Here is a 20072-nt window from a genome sequence, read left to right as displayed (position 1 = left end):
CGATTGCCGACGTGGCGATCAGGGCGAACGCTGGCTGAGCGAGACAGCCGGTGGGACGCCCGCGGGTTGCGGGTGCCCCCTTTCGAGATGGTGCCGAGCCGACCCGATCGCGACGACTGAACGATCCCCGGCCGCTTCTCTGGCGTTCGGGCACGAAACATGCTCGCATCCCCGCCAGATCCGGCGGGACGATCGGAGAACGGTTTGGACATGAGCGGAATCGCATCCGGAGGGTCGATGTCCCACGCCGCTGAGAGCGAGCGCGTCGCGCCGTCGCGCCACGAGGGCCTGGCCCCGATGATCGTGCGCGACCCGGCGATGCCGAAAGCGCAGGGGATGTACGACCCGGCCCATGAACGCGATGCCTGCGGCCTCGGTTTCGTGGCCGACATGCACGACCGCCGTACGCACACCATCGTGCAGCAGGGTCTCAAGATCCTGGAGAACATCGACCATCGCGGCGCGGTCGGCGCTGACCCGACCATGGGCGACGGGTGCGGCATCCTCACCCAGATCCCGCATGATTTCTTCGCGCAGGAATGCGCGCGGCTCGGCTTCGAGCTGCCGCCGGCAGGCCAATACGCGATCGGCCAGTTCTTCATGCCGAAGAACGATCAGGCACGCGCCGTCATCGAGGACATTGTCGAGAAGGTGCTCGCCGAGGAAGGCCTGCCCCTGCTTGGCTGGCGCGACGTCCCGGTGGATTCGGACGATCTCGGCCTAGCGGTCAAGGAGACCGAGCCGCATCATCGCCAGGTCTTCATCGGCATGCCCGGCTCGATGAGCGACCAGGACGCCTTCGAGCGGCGCGTCTACATCGCCCGCAAGGTGATCTCGAACAAGGTCTACGCCCTCGACGACCAGCGGGTGAAGGAATTCTACCCGGTTTCCGTCTCGAGCCGGACCATCACCTACAAGGGCATGGTGCTGGTGCACCAGCTCGGCCACTACTACCTCGACCTGAAGGATGAGCGCTTCGTCTCGGCGATCGCGCTCGTGCACCAGCGCTTCGCCACCAACACCTTCCCGACCTGGCGCCTGTCGCATCCTTACCGGATGGTCGCACACAACGGCGAGATCAACACGCTGCGCGGCAACGTGAATTGGATGAAGGCGCGGCAGGCGAGTGTCGATTCCGAGCTGTTCGGCAACGACATCTCGAAGCTCTGGCCGATTTCCTATGAGGGTCAGTCCGACACCGCCTGCTTCGACAACGCCCTCGAATTCCTCGTGCAGGGCGGCTACTCGCTCGCCCACGCGATGATGATGCTCATCCCCGAAGCCTGGGCAGGCAACCCGCTGATGAGCGATGAGCGCCGCGCCTTCTACGAGTATCACGCCGCGCTGATGGAGCCGTGGGACGGCCCCGCCGCCGTCGCCTTCACCGATGGCCGACAGATCGGCGCGACGCTGGACCGCAACGGCCTGCGTCCGGCCCGCTACATCGTCACCGATGATGGGCTCGTCGTGCTCGCCTCCGAGATGGGCGTGCTGCCGATCCCGGACGAGAAGATCGTACAGTCCTGGCGCCTCCAGCCGGGCCGCATGCTGCTGATCGACCTTGAGAAGGGCCGCATCGTCTCGGACGACGAGCTCAAGAAGGAGCTCGCTGCCGCGCATCCATACGCGCAGTGGGTGAAGAACACCCAGATCGTGCTGGAGGACCTGCACCCGATCCAGCCGCGCGCCTCGCGCATGGACGTAACCCTGCTCGATCGCCAGCAGGCCTTCGGCTACACTCAGGAAGACCTCAAGCTGCTGATGGCGCCCATGGCCGTGACCGGCCAGGAGGCTGTCGGCTCGATGGGCTCCGACACGCCGATCGCGCCGCTCTCGGACAAGCCGAAGCCGCTCTACTCCTACTTCAAGCAGAACTTCGCGCAGGTCACCAACCCGCCGATCGACCCGATCCGCGAGGAGGCCGTGATGAGCCTCGTCTCGTTCATTGGGCCGCGTCCGAACCTGCTCGACATGGAGGGTGCCTCCCGCCGCAAGCGGCTCGAGGTGCGCCAGCCGATCCTGACGAATGGCGATCTCGAGAAGATCCGCTCGATCTCCCACTTCGAAGACCGCTTCGACACCAAGACGCTCGACATCACCTATCCCGCCGAGACCGGTGCGGATGCGATGGACGGCGCCCTCAACCGGCTTTGCGACCGGGCCGAGGTGGCAGTGCGCGGCGGTTACAACATCATCATCTTGTCAGACCGCGCGGTCGGCCCGGATCGCATCCCGATCCCAGCGCTGCTCGCGACGGCTGCCGTACACAACTACCTGATCCGCAAGGGGCTTCGCACCTCGGTCGGCCTCGTGGTCGAGTCCGGCGAGCCGCGCGAGGTCCATCATTTCGCGTGCTTGGCCGGCTACGGCGCGGAGGCGATCAACCCGTATCTCGCCTTCGAGACGCTGATCGACATGAAGGACGAGTTCCCGCCGGACGTCACCGCCGACGAGATCGTCTACCGCTACATCAAGTCGATCGATAAGGGCCTGCTGAAGGTCATGTCCAAGATGGGCATCTCGACCTACCAGTCCTATTGTGGCGCCCAGATCTTCGACGCCATCGGCCTGAATTCCGAGTTCGTCGCCCGCGACTTCTTCGGAACCGCGACCACGATCGAGGGCATCGGCATGGCCGAGGTCGCGCAGGAGACGGCGCTGCGCCACCGCGACGCCTTCGGCGACGCCCCGATCTACCGCAACGCCTTGGATGTTGGCGGCGAGTACGCCTACCGCCTGCGCGGCGAGACCCATACTTGGACGCCTGACACCGTCGCGACACTCCAGCACGCGGTGCGCCTCGGCGCGAGCGAGCGCTACCGCGAATATGCGCGGCTGGTGAACGAGCAGGAGAACCATCTCAAGACCCTGCGCGGCCTATTCCGCATCAAGGGCGCCGAGGAACTCGGCCGTCAGCCGGTCGACCTCTCGGAGGTCGAGCCCGCCTCCGAGATCGTGAAGCGGTTCGCCACCGGCGCGATGTCCTACGGCTCGATCTCGAAGGAGGCGCACGAGACGCTGGCTATCGCGATGAACTCGTTCGGCGGCCGCTCGAATTCGGGCGAAGGCGGCGAGGAGCCGCGCCGCTTCATCACGGGACCCGATGGCCGTTCGCGCCGCTCGTCGATCAAGCAGGTCGCCTCGGGCCGCTTCGGCGTGACCACCGAGTACCTCGTCAACGCCGACATGATGCAGATCAAGGTAGCGCAGGGTGCCAAGCCCGGCGAGGGCGGCCAGCTGCCCGGCCACAAGGTCGACGCCAAGATCGCCAAGGTCCGCTACGCCACCCCAGGCGTCGGCCTGATCTCGCCGCCGCCGCATCACGACATCTACTCGATCGAAGATCTTGCGCAGCTCATCTTCGACCTGAAGAACGTGAATCCGGCGGCCGACGTCTCCGTAAAGCTTGTCTCCGAGGTCGGCGTCGGCACCGTCGCAGCCGGCGTCGCCAAGGCACGCGCCGACCACATCACGATCTCGGGCTTCGATGGCGGCACCGGTGCCGCGCCGCTGACCTCGATCAAGCATGCCGGCGGCCCCTGGGAGACCGGTCTGGCCGAGACGCAGCAGACGCTCGTCATCAACGGTCTGCGCGGGCGCGTGGCCCTGCAGGCCGATGGCGGCATCCGTACCGGTAAGGACGCGATGATCGCCGTGCTGCTCGGGGCCGATCAGATCGGCTTCTCGACCGCGCCGCTGATCGCGGCCGGCTGCATCATGATGCGCAAGTGCCACCTCAACACCTGTCCGGTCGGCGTCGCGACCCAGGATCCAGTGCTGAGGAAGCGCTTCAAGGGCACGCCCGAGCACGTCATCAACTACTTCTTCTTCGTCGCCGAAGAGCTGCGCGAGCTGATGGCCTCGATGGGCTTCACCAAGCTCGAGGACCTCGTCGGCCGCTCCGACCTTCTCGACAAGCGCGAGGCGATCGAGCACTGGAAGGCGAGAGGGCTCGACTTCAGCAAGATGTTCCACCGGCCCGACGTCGGCGAGAACGTCGCGATCCGCTGGGTCGAGCGGCAGCACCATCCGATCGACACGGTACTCGACCGCCGCCTAATCGAGAGCGCGAAAAGCGCCATCGAGACCGGCGAGCCGGTAATCGTGACCGACGTCATCAAGAACTCGGACCGCGCTGCAGGCGCCATGCTCTCCGGTGCCGTCGCCAAGGCACATGGTCACGAGGGGCTGCCCGACGACACCATCATGGTGAAGCTCACCGGTACCGCAGGCCAGAGCTTCGGCGCCTGGCTCGCCGCTGGCGTGACCATCGAGCTGACCGGCCACGGCAACGACTACATCGGCAAGGGCCTGTCAGGCGGAAAGCTGATCATCCGTCCGAGCGAGGCGCTGAAGTCTCCGTCCGGGCACACGATCATGGCGGGCAACACGGTGCTCTACGGAGCCATCGCCGGTGAGTGCTACATCCGCGGCTCCGCGGGAGAGCGCTTCGCCGTTCGAAACTCCGGCGCCATCGCGGTGGTCGAGGGCATGGGCGACCATGGCTGCGAGTACATGACCGGTGGTGTCGTAGTGTCGATTGGCGAGACCGGACGCAACTTCGCGGCCGGCATGTCCGGTGGCATCGCCTACGTGCTCGACGAGGACGGCTCGTTCACCGCGCGCTGCAACCTCTCGATGGTCGATCTGGAACCCGTGGAGGAGGAGGACGACATCATGCGTCGCTTCCACCAGGACGGCGACCTCGAGACCAAAGGCCGCGTCGACCTGCTCGGCGACATGTCGGGCAACGACGAGGAGCGGCTGAGCCAGCTCCTTACCAACCACTTCAAGTACACCGGCTCGCCTAAGGCCAAGGCGATCCTCGACGACTGGGCCGGCTACCGGACCAAGTTCGTCAAGGTCATGCCGGTCGAGTACCGCCGGGCGCTCCGCGAGATGGAAGCCGCCCGGATGCCGATCGCGGCGGAGTGAGATCGTCTGCGCTGCCGGGCCGTCCGGCAGCGCCAACAATGGGGTTGACGCGGCGAGCCGCGCTAGAGGCGCAAGCGCGCGTCCGCGAAGGACTGATCGATGGGTAAGATCACGGGTTTCCTCGAATTCGACCGGCAGGAGCAGAAGTATCAGCTCGCCGCCGATCGTGTTCGCCACTTCCGCGAGTTCACGCTGCCGCTCGACGAGCACGACCTCGCCAAGCAGGCCGCGCGCTGCATGGATTGCGGCATCCCGTTCTGCCACGGCCCGACCGGCTGCCCGGTGCACAACCAGATTCCAGATTGGAACGACCTGGTCTTCCAATCGGATTGGGAGGAGGCTGCGCGCAACCTGCACTCCACCAACAATTTTCCGGAGTTCACTGGCCGCGTCTGCCCCGCACCCTGCGAGGAGGCCTGCACGCTGAACCTCGAGAACCAGCCGGTGGCGATCAAGACCATCGAGCAGGCCATCGCCGACCGAGCCTGGAACATGGGCTGGGTGAAGCCCGAGCCCTCCGCCATCCGCACCGGCAAGCGCGTCGCCATCGTCGGCTCGGGCCCAGCCGGCATGGCGGCGGCTCAGCAGCTCGCCCGGGTCGGCCACGACGTCCACGTCTTCGAGCGCGAGCCGAAGGCCGGCGGCCTGCTCCGCTACGGCATCCCCGACTTCAAGATGGAGAAGCGCCACATCGACCGGCGCGTGAAGCAGATGGAGGCCGAGGGCGTCGTCTTCCACTACAAGGTCAATGTCGGCGTCAACAAAGCCGTCGACGAGCTGACGGCCGAGTTCGACGCCGTGCTCTTCGCCGGCGGCGCCGAGGAACCGCGCAATCCTCAGTTGCCCGGTCAGGATCTCGACGGCGTGCACTACGCCATGCCCTACCTCGTGCAGTCGAACCGGCGCGTCAGCGCCGAGCCGATGCCGGGCAACGGCGAGTTGCCGATCCTCGCTGCCAGCAAGAACGTCGTGGTCATCGGCGGCGGCGACACGGCATCCGACTGCGTCGGCACAGCCTTCCGCCAGGGTGCGCTCTCGGTGACCCAGCTCGACATCCGCCCGCGTCCGCCCGAGCGCGAGGACAAGCTCACGGTCTGGCCGTATTGGCCAACCAAGATGCGGACCTCGTCCTCGCAGGCCGAGGGTGCCGAGCGCGAATTCCAGGCGGCGACGCTTGGCCTCGAAGGCGACCGCAAGGGCCGGCTCACCGGTGTGCGCTGCGCACGTGTCGACGACAAGCGCCAGCCGATTGCCGGCACCGAGTTCGTGCTGCCGGCCGACCTCGTCTTCATGGCAATCGGCTTCGCGAGTCCCGTGCACAAGGGCCTCGTCGAAGAGTCCGGAGTCACCCTGGACAAGCGCGGCAATGTGCTTGCCAACGAGCAGGACTATCGGACCTCGCATCCGAAGATCTACTCGGCCGGTGACATGCGCCGTGGCCAGTCGCTCATCGTCTGGGCGATCCGCGAGGGCCGGCAGGCTGCCCGCTCGATCGACGAAGCCCTGATGGGCGAGAGCCTCCTGCCGCGATAGACGATCGCCTCCGGCGATCGTCGGCGGTGATACCGCCGTTAACGCAGAGTGCCGCGCCGTTGGCCGCTGGGGAGAGCGGGCTCGCGAGGTAAGCCGCTGCTATCCCGGCGGCCACTTGAAGTCGTCGGCGCGGCCGGGCTGCGGCATCGGGGCAGCGCCCCGCTGGAGGGTGCGCTCCACCGTTCCGGCGGCATCGCCCTCCCGGGTGCGGCCGGTGGCAAGCACCCCGCCGGGCGAGACCTCGGCACGGCCCAGCGGCACCACGGGGCCGGCGGCGGGCTTCACCGGCAGGCTCGGGATGCCGGGCGGTTCGGGCAGGCTCGGCAGCATCGCCGTGATCTTGCGGTCGATCGCCGAGCTGTCATCGAGGGTCGGCCCGGTCTCGGTGGGCACGCCCGAGGGTAGCGTCGCCACGGTGGGCTGCTCGGGCTGCAGCGTCCCGTTGGCCCCCATCAACCGCTTCAGCTCGATATCGGCGAAATGGGCAGCCTTGCGGGCGCCGGGGAAGGTGAAGTGGATGCCGTCGGCGGTACGCAGGGTCGCGCGCTGGCCGTCGAGGTCCGGGCCCGTCGCGGTGTAGCGGTTGCGATCGTCGACGAAGCCCGGCCAGATGTCGACATAGGTCTGGCCGGCCTTCTGGACGCGCTCGCGCACGATGTCGTTGATCGACGCGAGGTCCTTGGCCAGCATCTCGGAACGCACGGGCGGCACGCCGACCCAGACCAGCGGAATCTTGTGGTCGGCGAAGACCTTGATCACGGCATCGATCCGCGCGCCATAGACCTCGCGCCACTTGTCGGTGAGCGGCTCGAGGCTGTCGCTCCCCTCGCGGATGGCCTGACGGTCGTTCACGCCGACCATGAACAAGGCATAGGCGACCTTCGGGTTGGCCTTGAGATAGTCCTCCGCCGCCTTCGACCAGTCGACCACGTCCTTGCGCACGATGCCGCTATCGCCGCGGGAGCGGTCGACCACCGCGACGTCGGCATTCTCGCGGAAGGCGTCGTCGAGACCCTTGGCGAGGTAGGAGGCCAGGGAATCGCCGAACACCGCGACCTGGACGTTCGGCGAGGTCTTGGCCGGTGCGGGCGGCGCCGGCCGTGCGACGCTCGGTGCAGATGCCGGGGTGCGCCGACGGGCCGATGGCCTCTCCTGCCCGCGAGACCCGATCGACGGCGGGCGGGGGTGGGAAGGCCGGCTATAGGTGCGAGACGGCGCCGGGCGCTGCGGTTCCACCTGCGGCTGAGGGCGCTCCTCCCAAGGCCAGTAGAACTGGCGCGGCGCCTCCTGCGGCGGCGCGTAACGACGATCTTCGCGGGCGGCACGGCGGCGCGGCGCGTAGTAGGAGTCGCGCGGCGTGTCGTAGCTGTCACCCCATTGCGCCCTCGCCTCCTGCGCCGGGCTCAGGAGGAGGGTGAGCGCGAGCAGCGCGCATGCGGCGATCGATTTCGGCGCGAAGGCCATCGGGCTCCTGAATCTGCCTGCTGGAGCGATGCCAGGACATGGTGTCCCGGCTCGCTCGTCATGGGCCGCGATCATAGTCAGGAACAACGTCGAGTCGAATACCGGAGCCGGCCGACGCAATCAGTCCAGATGGTGGCCGTAGCGCTCGACATGGATGGCGAGGCCGAGCCCGTGGTCACGAACGAGGCGTTCGGACAGGTCTGCGTCACGTGCCTCCAGCGCCTCGATGATCTGGACGTGCTCCGCAATCGAGGTCGAGGCACGGTCGCCCTCGCGCAGCGAGATGTTGCGAATGCCTTTCACGTGCATCAGCAGATTGCTGCACAGATCCTGGATCACCTCGCAATGCCCGAGCGAGATGATCTTCTGATGGAAGCGGATATTCGCCTCGGAATACTCTGCGAGATGCTCCGCTGGTCGGCCTTCAAAGAACTCCGGAAACATCTTGCGCATGCATTGGAGGTCTTCGTCAGAGGCGCGCGTGCAGGCGAGCCGCGCGGCCATGCTCTCCAGCGCCGCCCAGGCCTGGATCATGCCGACGATCTCGCGCTTCGTCTTCCTGACGACGAAGACGCCGCGGCGGGGCTCGTTGCGCACGAAGCCTTCCTGCTCCAGCACGGTCAGCGCTTCGCGGATAGGCGTACGGCTGACACCCAGTGTCTGGGACAGGCCACGCTCGTCCAGGCGGATATCCCCGCTCTGGCCGTAGATATCCATATTCGTGATGGCCGACTTCAGCGCCTCGTAGGCCAGGGTCCGCAGACTTGTCGCCGGGACGAGCGGCTTGATCGTAAAGTTCTGCATGGAATCAGTAATCGATCTGGGACTGGCTTCGGATCGGTGGTGTCGGCATCAAGTTCCAGCGCGGACCATGGCGAGTCGCCCTGGGAAACACAAGCTGACCGGCAAGCATAGCCGGGTATGACCAGGCCCATGTCCGGTCCCGTGCGACCGCGACGGAACCAGACTTCAGCCAGCAAAATTGACCATTGGTATTTGGTATGCCAATATCGCGCCGTCGTCAAAAGGGAAGGTTTCGCCCCACGCCGTGTTCTTGAGGCGCAGGTGTTCAGGGCTCCCGCTTCCAGGTGGCGCACGGCTCGGTACGGGATCACTGAAGTCTCGGCCGGAGGACGATAAGAGCAGCATCTCCTGGGAGGAGACGATGACGAGCACGCCGCTCCACGGAGTCAGGATCCTGGACTTCACGCATGTCCAGTCGGGTCCGACCTGTACGCAGCTTCTCGCCTGGTTCGGCGCCGACGTCATCAAGATCGAGCGGCCGGGCACGGGTGATGCCACGCGCCAGCAGCTTCAGGATCTTCCGGGGGTCGACAGCCTCTATTTCACGATGCTGAACCACAACAAGCGCTCGATCACGATCGACGCGAAGAACGTGCATGGCAAGGAAGTCCTCTGGCGGCTCATCCGCGAATGCGACGTGCTGGTCGAGAACTTCGCCCCCGGCGCCCTCGACCGGATGGGCTTCACCTGGGAGAAGCTGCAGGAGGCGAATCCAGGTCTGATCCTCGCCTCCGTGAAAGGCTTCGGGCCGGGCCGCTATCAAGATTGCAAGGTCTACGAGAACGTCGCGCAATGCGCGGGCGGCGCCGCTTCCACGACGGGCTGGCGCGACGGCGTACCGATGGTGACCGGTGCTCAGATCGGTGATTCCGGTACCGGGCTGCACCTGGCGCTCGGTATCGTCACGGCACTCTTTCACCGCACGCAGACGGGCCAGGGCCAGCGTGTCGACTGCTCCATGCAGGATGGTGTGCTCAATCTCTGCCGCGTCAAGCTTCGCGACCAGCAGCGCCTCCAACACGGTCCGCTGAAGGAATACAGCCAGTTCGGCGAAGGCGTGGAGTTCGGCGAATCCGTGCCGCGTGCCGGCAACGATTCCGGCGGAGGCCAACCCGGTCGCATCCTGAAGTGCAAGGGCTGGGAGCAGGACCCCAACGCCTACATCTACTTCATCACGCAGGGCGCCGTCTGGGATCCGATCTGCGACATCATCGGCGAACCCGGCTGGAAGGCCGATCCAGACTATATGACGCCGAAGGCGCGCCTTCCGCACTTGAACGAAATCTTCACGCGCATCGAGGCGTGGACGATGAAGCACGACAAGTTCGAGGCGATGGACATCCTCAACCAGTACGACATCCCCTGCGGGCCGATCCTCTCGATGAAGGAAATTGCCGAGGACGAGGCTCTGCGCGCGAGCGGCACGGTCGTCGAGGTCGAGCATCCGACCCGCGGCCGCTATCTGACGGTGGGCAACCCGATCAAGCTGTCGGCAAATCCCGTCGCGATCACGCGCTCGCCCCTGCTCGGCGAGCATACAGACGAGATTCTGCGTGAGGTGCTCGGCTGTTCCGAGGCAGAGGTCGATGCGATTCTGGGCTCAGGCGCGACCGGTCCGGTTCAGCGCGTTGCGGCCGAGTAGGCGACGCGTCACGCCAAAGGCAGGCACGTCTTCAGCCGATAATTTTCCGTCCGATAGGCCAGATATCAACAGCGATGAGCGGCGATATTGCCCGTGATCGTCGAGCAGCACTGAAACCATCGGAGATGGTGATGATCGATCTTGCACTCGACGAACCGCTGGCTCTCCTCGTCGAGGCGTTCGGGCAGGAGCCTAATGGTGCCGCCCTCCTCCGCTTCGATCGCGAAGGCGCCCCTACGATGACGGTGCCGAGTGCTGTTGTCGTTGCCGCAGCGGCGCAAGCCGAGACCGGGATATACGCCGCACACGCCGATTGATGATCGGCAGCCGTTTCGAGGCCGCCGGTATGATCCTTAAGCAGCGAGCTGCGTGTAGCGGCCAGCATCCTGGAGCTTGCCGTTGCGGCCGTCCTGGCTGGCAACAGCGCCAGCAGTCAGCTTGTCAGCGACCTTGACCACGAGCAGAGCCTGGAGGGCGAACAGGAGAACGAGAGTGACGAGAGCGGTGCTGAGCATGGTGGCCTCTGGCAGCAATGTTGCGTTGCGACAGAGATAGCCCGTCCGTTTTGTATCTGAAGTACAAAATACCAGATACCCTCATGCAATAAACGCATGTCGCGGCACTTTTTTGCCAGTTCCGATGCATTTCAGGACAAATTGCCCCGCTTCATGCATTGCAGTGCAAAAAATCGCCCCTACTGGTTGAAGTCGCTTTGCGTGTTCCCCCAGGCACCGAGCGTTGAAGCCTCCGAACAGTGCAGGGTCTCGGTCATCGCCGCCGCGTCGGCCTGACTGGGATTGAGCCCCGCGGCCGTCACCGCTGCACGCATCTCGCCATCTTCGCAGACACGGTCGAACACGGCGCGATCGAGACCGGTCAATCGCCGGTTCTCGAACCGAGCGAAGACGCGCCCGGTCCCCTGCTCCGCGAAGCGGACGCTCGATAAACGCGAGAGGCAGTCGCGCAGAAAGCCGGCATTGTGTTCCGCCGCGAGATCGGCACCGGCATAGACTTCATCCGGCGCACGCGCATGGATGTTGATCCGGCGAAACCGGTCGATGTCGATCAGCCTGCGGGCGTCAAGAATGGTGATGGCGCCGCTGCTGCCGAAAGCGATCGTGCGCGGCGTCTCGCCCAAGGGCACGGTATTGTCGAGAAACTCGAACACCACGGCCTTGTCGGTCCGCAGCGCCCAGAGGAAGAACAGGCGCGGCATACCGGCGAAGGCCTCGACATTGTGTGCGAGCAGGTCCTCCACCGCCTTGTAGCGGCCGAATTGCTCGCCGCGCTTCCAGGCTCGCTCCACCGTCGCCTCGGGCGGCGTCACCATGAACTGCAGATAGATCCTGTGGCCGAAGCGGGTCAGCAACTGGCTGGTGCCGTCACCGCGCGAATCGGCCGAAAAGCTGTCGAAGCGGAAGCGGTCGATCAGCAGGTGCGAGATCCGACCCTCTGCCGCCTTGCGCGTCATGTAGCGGTCGAGCTTGGAATCGATGACTTCGACTTCGTGGCCGGTCAGCGGGCCGGCATAGCGCCGCGCCGGACCGAGACCGTCGTAATTGAGCAGGAATTTGCGCCAGACGTCGGGCGTGATCACCGCGAAGTCGAACCAATCCGTGCCGTTCCGCTCGGCGAGATCGCGCTGATAGGGGCGGATCGTGCTTTTGCCGGAGGCCGAAGCGCCCTTCACATTCATCACCACCGGCTCGCTTTGGGCGCCGACGCGGCGATAGCCTTCGCGCGCAACGATCTCGGCAATCCAAGGGTCGATGAGCTCACCGATCCGCCGACTGCCATAGGCGTTCGAGACGAGAATGGAGGCAAGTTTGCGCAGGAGCGCCCTGTCACGGATCAGGAAGCCCTGGCGGCCAATGAGTCCGGCTGCGACGCTGCGCAGGGCCTCTCGCACCTCCTGATCAAGGCTGCCCAACGGCCCCGCAGTCTCGTTCAGGCGGCGGCAGGCCCGTGTCTGCCAATCCTCGATCGAGACTGGTGCCTGACTTCGCCCAAAGGGCCAGAGGCCGCGCCGGGGAGCGGGGGATGCCTCTGGCGGGTCGAGGAGCACGGCGATTTCGCGCTCGATTAGCGCGTCGGCCTCGGCGCGAACCGCCCGCAGCGTCTCGGCGACCTGCGGCATCCGGTCGCCGATCCCATCGCGCAGGATCGTCGCAACCATCCGACGGAAATTGACGCCGAGATCCGCGTAAACGGCGCCAAGCGGCACCGAGAGATCGGCCATCACGCGGATCAGCACCGCATGGACCACGAGCCGCTCGGGACGGAACAGCGCGAGTTGAGTGGCCGGCAAGCCACTGAAGTCACTGAGTTCCTGGATCTCTGCGTAGGCGTTCTCGATGTTCTCGGCACGAAAGATCGTGGCGAGCGGCCGGACATGGCGCGGCAGACCGGAGACGATGCCCGGGTTCCAGGCGTGGAACGGAGCGCTCTCGGCTTCGGTATCGAGGGCGGAGGCTAGCGCCGGCATCGTCGTCGCACCAGCCTCCATATCCCGGCTGGATCAGGCCGCCGAGGCGTCGTCGATCGGCTCGAAGCGTGTCTGGTAGGCATTGCCCCAGACATCATTGGCCTTCTTGTGCCAGTCCTTGTCGAAGAACCGCTTGGCGTTGAACTCGCTGTCCCAGATGCAGACTGCGGTGATGCGGTTGTCCAGGACCCGCACGTGACGGCTCTCGAGGCCGGCGGTGACACCGGCACGAGGCAGCATGTCCTTGCTCGAAAATCCGTATTCGTTCTCGGCCGGGAACACCACCGGGCATTCCACGACGGTCAGATACTTCATCGGATGCTCTTTCGGCTTTCTCGATTGATCGGGTAGGCGCTCATGCGCGCAGGCCGGCGCCAGCACAATCCCAGATACTAAGAACTCCGCTGACCCGAAATCCATCCATCAGTGCGATATGATCGACTTTTCTGTCGCAGAAGGCCTTCAGCCGGTCGCGCGGCGAGGCCGTGACATCGATCGCGGGAAAGTCGTGCTCGGTGATGAGCCAGACACAGTGCCCGTAGACGTCGGGTCCACGCGCCGAGAGTGCCCGGAAAATGTCGCGCTCGGTCAACAGACCGACGACCGTCGCCTCCGGACCATGGCCGTCGACCACCAGAAGCACACCCGTGCCCGACCGCGCGAGCAGCCTGGCAGCGTCTCCGACCGACCCGTCCATGTGAATACGCGGTACGCCAGCAGCGTCGCGCGCTTGGCCCGTCTCTCGGTCCATGGCGCATCTCCCCTGGTCGTCGCCTCGCAAGGGGGACGATCCATGCTTTTCACACTGGTATACAACATACCTGTTGTCAATTCTGGATTTTGAATTATGGTGCCGGAGTCGGTCGCCGCAAGCGGAAGAATACAGCCGCCTACGATGATCGAAGCATTCCTATGTTTCGTCTCGGCTCAAAAAGATTGATCGAGCCAAAGCCCTCGTTCTTCGGCAATATGGCGAAGACGATCACGAAAGATGCAGGAGGAGTTCACCAAGTTCATCTTGAAACGGCTTCTCGCCCCGGGCGCCTGCGCTGGGACCGAGTGAGCCGACGCACTATCAGGACTTCGACGACAGAAACCGATCGAAGCCAAAAAACACAGAAATATTGGCCCAATAACGCCAGAAATTCCAAAGGCCTACGGAGAAAAGCAATGGCTACCCCTTCTGTAACGGCGAGCTCGCCACCAAGCAGCCGATGGCTGCAACTGATCTTCGGCGTCATCTGCATGTGCATGATTGCCAACATGCAGTACGGCTGGACCTTCTTCGTGAATCCGATCCAGGAACGCCACGGCTGGGATCGCGCCGCGATCCAGGTGGCCTTCACGATGTTCGTCGTCACCGAGACCTGGCTGGTCCCGATCGAGGGTTGGTTCGTCGATAAATACGGCCCGCGCATCGTCGCGCTCGTCGGCGGCCTGCTCTGCGCCATTGGCTGGGTGCTGAACTCCTACGCCGACTCGCTCACCATGCTCTATGTCGCTGCTGCGATCGGCGGCACGGGCGCCGGCGCCGTCTATGGCACCTGCGTCGGCAACTCGCTGAAGTGGTTCCCGGATCGCCGCGGCCTCGCTGCCGGCATCACAGCGATGGGCTTCGGCGCCGGCTCGGCCCTCACGGTCGTGCCGATCCAGGCCATGATCAAGAACTACGGCTACGAGTCGGCCTTCTTCTACTTCGGCATCGGCCAGGGCGCGATCGTGATGCTCCTGGCGCTGTTCCTCGTTGCCCCGAAGAAGGGTCAGGTCCCGGAAGTCGCCAAGGTCAGCCAGAGCAAGCGCGACTTCACCCCCGGCGAGATGGTGCGCACGCCCATCTTCTGGATCATGTACGCCATGTTCGTGATGATGGCGGCCGGCGGCCTGATGGCCACCGCCCAACTTGGCCCGATTGCCAAGGACTTCCACATCATCGACACCCCGGTGAGCCTGCTGGGCATCACGCTGCCAGCCCTCACCTTCGCCGCAACCATCGACCGCGTCCTCAACGGCGTCACCCGTCCGTTCTTCGGCTGGGTCTCCGACCATATCGGTCGCGAGAACACGATGTTCCTCTCCTTCGCCATCGAAGGTGTTGGCATCTACCTCCTGAGCGTGTTCGGCAATGACCCGTTCATGTTCGTGATCCTGACCGGTCTCGTCTTCTTCGCCTGGGGTGAGATCTACTCGCTCTTCCCGGCGACTTGCGGCGATACGTTCGGCTCGAAGTATGCCGCTACCAATGCGGGCTTGCTCTACACGGCTAAGGGAACGGCCGCGCTCATCGTGCCCTTCACCAGCGTCCTGACGACGATGACGGGCAGCTGGCACGCGGTGTTTCTGGCCGCAGCCGGACTGAACATCTTCGCCGCTCTGATGGCGCTGTTCGTGCTCAAGCCAATGCGTGCCTCATACACCAAGGAGCCGGCTCCGCTGCAGGCGGTCCAGACCGCCTAAGCTACCGTCGACGACCTGTTGCCGGTCGACAAGACCGGCAGCGCAATCAGATCAGCAACGCGCGCCGTGGCGGAGACGCTCGGCGCGCGTTGTCGTATCTACCGCCCAACCCGCGGCGTGATCCGCGTCCACCGCCCCTAAAATTCAAGCGAAAAGCAATCCACCGCGATAAGGCGCGATGCCTTCACATCGAGTTGCAGGATAGTACGTTCAGCTCACAACTTTAATCCTGGTATATTGCATACCTAGTCGTCTCGTGCATGATGGCGCCGGTAAGGGTTCGAGAAGACCCCCAACGGAAGGAATTCGGGATGGAACGCCAGGACCGGCTGACCCCAGCCGCTGCCTCCGCAGCCGCGCCGCAAGATGCACCATCGGCCAAATGGTGGCAGCTCGCCTTCGGCGTGCTCTGCATGGCGATGATCGCCAACCTCCAATACGGCTGGACACTGTTCGTCGATCCAATCGACCAAAAATTTCACTGGGGCCGCGCCGCCATCCAGTTCGCCTTCACCCTCTTCGTGGCCACCGAGACCTGGCTCGTTCCGGTCGAGACCTGGTTCGTCGACAAGTATGGCCCACGCGTCGTCGTATTCTTCGGCGGCGTGATGATCGGCCTCGCTTGGATCCTCAACTCACACGCTGATTCGCTCGCCCTTCTGTATGTCGCGGCGGTATGCGGCGGCATCGGCGCGGGCTCGGTCTACGGCACCTGCGTCGGCAACGCACTCAAGTGGTTCCCTGACCGCCGCGGACTCGCCGCTGGTGCTACGGCTGCTGGCTTCGGCGCAGGCGCGGCCATTACCGTCGTGCCGATCGCCAAGATGATCGCCACCAGCGGCTACCAGGACGCCTTTCTGTATTTCGGCGTCGGCCAGGGCCTCGTGGTCGTTTTGCTCTCGCTTCTGCTGCGTAAGCCGTCCGTTGCAGTGCCGGTGAAGCGCAAGAGCCTGCGCCTGCCTCAGAGCAAGGTAGACCGTACGCCCAAGGAGGCAGTGCGCACGCCGGTGTTCTGGGTCATGTACGCGATGTTCGTCATGGTCGCTTCAGGCGGCCTGATGGCGGCGGCGCAGATCGCGCCAATCGCCCACGACTACAAAGTTGCGGACGTTCCGGTGAGCCTGTTCGGGCTGCAAATGGCGGCACTGACCTTTGCGATCTCGCTGGACCGCATCTTCGACGGCTTCGGGCGGCCGTTCTTCGGCTGGGTCTCGGACAATATCGGTCGTGAGAACACGATGTTCATCGCCTTCGCCACGGCGGCGATCGCAATTATCATGATGCTGAACTTCGGCACCAACCCCTATGTGTTCGTGTTCGCGACGGCAGTGTATTTCGGCGTCTTCGGCGAGATTTACTCACTGTTCCCGGCGACCTGCGGCGACACCTTTGGCTCGAAGTTCGCGGCCAGCAATGCCGGCCTGCTCTACACGGCGAAGGGCACCGCAGCCTTCCTCGTACCCTTCGCCAGCATGCTTTCGGCGGCTTACGGATGGTCAGCAGTCTTCGCGCTGATCATCATCCTGAATGCTATCGCCGCCTCGCTCGCGATCTTCGTCCTGAAGCCGCTGCGTCGCCGCTACCTTCTGCAGGGTACGGAGACCACCGACGGCAAGGTCAGCTCCCTCACACTCGCCTGATCGCGTAGCCCCTTAGATCTTCACGCCGGCGGGACTCGTCCCGCCGGCGTTTTCGTTGACGCTCATTTGGTATCTGGTATACCAACAGTCTGGCCAGAAGCCGTGGACGTCGATTCGGTCGTTTCGAACCGGCAAGCGCGGTACGCCGATAAAAGCACTCGGGAGGAAATGACATGTCCGCAGTGGCACAGCTCGTCGATACGTCCGCATCCGCCGAAGCCGAACTGACCGACGGCTTCCACCTCGTCATCGATGCGCTCAAGCTCAATGGCATCGAGACCATCTACGGCGTCCCCGGCATTCCGATCACCGATCTCGGCCGCATGTGCCAGGCCGAGGGCATCCGTGTCGTCTCCTTTCGCCACGAGCAGAATGCCGGCAACGCCGCCGCCATCGCCGGCTTCCTCACCAAGAAGCCCGGCATCTGCCTCACCGTCTCGGCGCCCGGCTTCCTCAACGGCCTGACCGCGCTCGCCAACGCCACCACCAACTGCTTCCCGATGATCCTGATCTCGGGCTCCTCCGAGCGTGAGATCGTCGACCTGCAGCAGGGCGACTACGAGGAGATGGACCAGCTCGCCATCGCCAAGCCCCTCTGCAAGGCCGCCTTCCGCGTGCTGCACGCCGCCGATATCGGCATCGGCGTCGCCCGCGCCATCCGCGCTGCCGTCTCCGGCCGTCCGGGCGGCGTCTACCTCGACCTGCCCGCCAAGCTCTTCTCCCAGGTGATGGACGCCGAGGCCGGCGCCAAGTCGCTGGTGAAGGTAATCGACGCCGCTCCCGCCCAGATCCCCGCCCCGTCGGCGATCACCCGCGCGCTCGACGTCCTCAAGAGCGCCAAGCGACCACTCATCGTCCTCGGCAAGGGTGCTGCCTATGCCCAGGCCGACGAGACCATCCGTCAGTTCGTCGAGACCAGCGGCATTCCCTACGTGCCGATGAGCATGGCCAAGGGCCTGCTGCCGGACACGCACCCGCTCTCGGCCGGTGCCGCCCGCTCCACGGCGCTTAAGGATTCCGACGTTGTCCTGCTGATCGGCGCCCGCCTGAACTGGCTGCTCTCGCACGGCAAGGGCAAGACCTGGGGTGAGCCCCACTCGACCAAGTTCATCCAGATCGACATCGAGCCGCGTGAGATGGACTCGAACGTCGAGATCGTCGCTCCGATCGTCGGCGATATCGGCTCCTGCGTGCAGGCGCTGCTTGACGGCCTCGGCAAGGCCTCCTGGCAGGGCGCTCCGTCCGACTGGACCGAGACGCTGAAGTCCAAGAAGGAAGCCAACATCGCCAAGATGGCGACGAAGCTCGGCAAGAACTCCACGCCGATGGACTTCCACTCGGCCCTCAGCGCCCTGCGCACCGTGATCAAGGAGCGTCCGGACGCCATCCTCGTCAACGAGGGCGCCAATACCCTCGATCTCGCCCGCGGCGTCATCGACATGTACCAGCCGCGCAAGCGCCTGGACGTCGGCACCTGGGGCGTGATGGGCATCGGCATGGGCTTCGCTGTCGCCGCCGCCATCGAGACCGGCAAGCCGGTTCTCGCCGTCGAGGGTGACTCCGCCTTCGGCTTCTCGGGCATGGAGGTCGAGACGATCTGCCGGTACAACCTGCCGGTCTGCATCGTGATCTTCAACAACAATGGCATCTACCGCGGCACCGACACCGACCCGACGGGTCGGGACCCGGGTACCACGGTGTTCGTGCCAGGCTCGCGCTACGACAAGATGATGGAGGCCTTCGGCGGCGTCGGCGTGAACGTCACGACCCCCGACGAGCTGAAGCGTGCGGTCGATGCCGCGATGGATTCGGGCAAGCCGACCCTCATCAACGCCGAGATCGACCCAGCCGCCGGCAGCGAGAGCGGCAACATCGGCAGCCTCAACCCGCAGAGCGTGGTCAAGAAGAAGAACTAAGGCGGCGCATCGGCACCGCCTGAACCGGGGCCGCAGCGTCACGCGCTGCGGCCCTTTCCATTTCATTCACCAGCGCAAGGGACGGCCATGAGCTCCACTGCGACGGAAACCCCTCCCCTCGATCCTCATCTCGCTGGACGCCTCGGCTTCCTTCACAGGTTGCCGACGGCCGAGCCCATTCCTCCGGGCCGTCATGAGCTCGGCCTCTTCACCGAACGGGACGCGGTCCTCGTCGTCCCGGAGGGGATCGATGCGCGCAAGCCGGTGCCGATCGTCGTCCTGTTCCATGGCGGCGGCGGTAGTGCTGAAAAGATTCTGCCGATGTTGCAGGGACATGCGGAGGCCCGCGGCTTCCTCCTGCTCGCGCCGCAGTCGATGCATCCGACGTGGGATCTGGTCATTGCCGGAAACGGGCCGGATCGTGCGCGCCTCGACCTGACGCTAGCAGTAGTCGCCCGGCACTTCCTGCTCGATCCGTCGCGCTTTGCCTTCGCAGGCCATTCGGACGGCGGCAGCTACGCCATGTCGATCGGCATCACCAATGGCGACATCGTCAGCCACGTGATCGTATCGTCGGCTGGCTTCATGTCCGTCCAGGCTCAGGCTGGGTCGCCGCGCATCTTCATCTCGCACGGTACGCAGGATGAGCAGATCCCGATCGACCGCAGCGGCCGCACGCATTCCCGTGTGCTGCGTGAGGCGGGCTACGACGTGACCTATGTCGAGTATGACGGGCCGCACGCCTACAATCCGGGCGTCGTGCGCCAAGCCGTCGACTTCTTCCTCCAGGCTCGGCCCGACTTGAGCTGACGTCGTCAGTCAGATCACGCCGTGTTTCGGCCGGATTGATCGAACAGCAGCAAACTTGAGCCGAGTCACGAGTATAGCAGGCTGTCACCGACTGCGCCTGTTCGTAGTCGCACGAGTTCGCCATTGTCGGCGGGCACCACGCGCACCAGCGACATCCGGCTAGGCGACGACACAAGCCAAGCCTAGCATTCGACGCGATGCTGCCCACGGCCGAACAACGCGCTCCCGCATGATGTCCGGTGGGCAGTTTAGCCGTGAAACGGGTAAGAAGACGCCCGGCATCCGCGGCGACCTCGGCCCTGCGGATGATGATCTCGCAACAAGGTCTCGTCACTCGTCACGCGAGCGTACGCAACGCCCGAAATGATGCCATCACATGACCGAAAAAA

The 20072-nt window shown here is 64.9% G+C and carries 14 protein-coding genes; 8 read left to right on the top strand and 6 right to left on the bottom strand.

The features are described 5' to 3' along the window. The first annotated feature begins 237 nt into the window (after positions 1-237). Together gltB and MGN01_RS00060 are read left to right on the top strand one after the other, a co-directional pair. A complete protein-coding gene (gltB, locus tag MGN01_RS00065) occupies positions 238-4935 on the top strand; it encodes a glutamate synthase large subunit (protein ID WP_147044534.1) in 4698 nt (1565 codons plus the stop codon). A 99-nt stretch (positions 4936-5034) separates the two neighbouring features. Beyond that, on the top strand, positions 5035-6468 hold the full coding sequence (locus MGN01_RS00060; RefSeq protein WP_147044533.1) for a glutamate synthase subunit beta: 1434 nt from the start codon (positions 5035-5037) through the stop codon (positions 6466-6468). A gap of 99 nt (positions 6469-6567) precedes the next feature. Here the strand turns inward: MGN01_RS00060 and MGN01_RS00055 are convergent, their stop codons facing one another. Then, positions 6568-7932 (bottom strand): SGNH/GDSL hydrolase family protein, encoded by a 1365-nt coding sequence (locus MGN01_RS00055; RefSeq protein ID WP_147044532.1) that lies wholly within the window; start codon positions 7930-7932, stop codon positions 6568-6570. Between the two features lie 120 nt (positions 7933-8052). Beyond that, positions 8053-8736: a GntR family transcriptional regulator gene (locus MGN01_RS00050; RefSeq protein WP_147044531.1), complete on the bottom strand. Its 684-nt coding sequence runs from the start codon at positions 8734-8736 to the stop codon at positions 8053-8055. Positions 8737-9097: 361 nt separating this feature from the next. Here MGN01_RS00050 and frc point away from each other — a divergent pair, with 361 nt between their 5' ends. Together frc and MGN01_RS00040 are read left to right on the top strand one after the other, a co-directional pair. Beyond that, a complete protein-coding gene (gene frc, locus MGN01_RS00045) occupies positions 9098-10378 on the top strand; it encodes a formyl-CoA transferase (protein WP_147044530.1) in 1281 nt (426 codons plus the stop codon). Between the two features lie 131 nt (positions 10379-10509). Next, positions 10510-10695: a hypothetical protein gene (locus MGN01_RS00040; RefSeq protein WP_147044529.1), complete on the top strand. Its 186-nt coding sequence runs from the start codon at positions 10510-10512 to the stop codon at positions 10693-10695. Positions 10696-10731: 36 nt separating this feature from the next. Here the strand turns inward: MGN01_RS00040 and MGN01_RS23365 are convergent, their stop codons facing one another. From MGN01_RS23365 to MGN01_RS00025, 4 genes are all read right to left on the bottom strand, one after another. Continuing rightward, positions 10732-10893, bottom strand: coding sequence for a hypothetical protein (locus MGN01_RS23365; protein WP_170245816.1), 162 nt, complete (start codon positions 10891-10893; stop codon positions 10732-10734). A gap of 179 nt (positions 10894-11072) precedes the next feature. Further along, positions 11073-12863, bottom strand: a complete 1791-nt coding sequence (locus tag MGN01_RS00035; protein WP_147044528.1) for a DEAD/DEAH box helicase family protein — start codon at positions 12861-12863, stop codon at positions 11073-11075. Between the two features lie 33 nt (positions 12864-12896). Then, entirely contained in the window at positions 12897-13178 is a 282-nt protein-coding gene (locus tag MGN01_RS00030) for a hypothetical protein (RefSeq protein ID WP_147044527.1), read from the bottom strand. Between the two features lie 40 nt (positions 13179-13218). Then, entirely contained in the window at positions 13219-13614 is a 396-nt protein-coding gene (locus tag MGN01_RS00025) for a CBS domain-containing protein (protein ID WP_147044526.1), read from the bottom strand. Between the two features lie 419 nt (positions 13615-14033). On the opposite strand from MGN01_RS00025, the gene oxlT (MGN01_RS00020) reads away from it, so the two are divergent. From oxlT (MGN01_RS00020) to MGN01_RS00005, 4 genes are all read left to right on the top strand, one after another. Beyond that, positions 14034-15317 carry an oxalate/formate MFS antiporter gene (gene oxlT, locus MGN01_RS00020; protein ID WP_147044525.1) on the top strand — a complete coding sequence of 428 codons (1284 nt, stop codon included), beginning with the start codon at positions 14034-14036 and terminating at the stop codon, positions 15315-15317. Positions 15318-15628: 311 nt separating this feature from the next. After that, positions 15629-16957 (top strand): oxalate/formate MFS antiporter, encoded by a 1329-nt coding sequence (gene oxlT / locus MGN01_RS00015; RefSeq protein WP_147044524.1) that lies wholly within the window; start codon positions 15629-15631, stop codon positions 16955-16957. 173 nt (positions 16958-17130) lie between these two features. Continuing rightward, positions 17131-18873, top strand: coding sequence for an oxalyl-CoA decarboxylase (gene oxc / locus MGN01_RS00010; protein WP_147044523.1), 1743 nt, complete (start codon positions 17131-17133; stop codon positions 18871-18873). An 87-nt stretch (positions 18874-18960) separates the two neighbouring features. Beyond that, positions 18961-19683, top strand: a complete 723-nt coding sequence (locus tag MGN01_RS00005) for an alpha/beta hydrolase (RefSeq protein WP_147044522.1) — start codon at positions 18961-18963, stop codon at positions 19681-19683. Positions 19684-20072: the final 389 nt, after the last annotated feature.

The sequence above is a fragment of the Methylobacterium gnaphalii genome (assembly GCF_007992215.1).
Lineage (GTDB): Bacteria > Pseudomonadota > Alphaproteobacteria > Rhizobiales > Beijerinckiaceae > Methylobacterium > Methylobacterium gnaphalii.
Note: the sequence above shows the minus strand (reverse complement) of the source record. Positions and strands in the feature narration are given on the sequence as shown.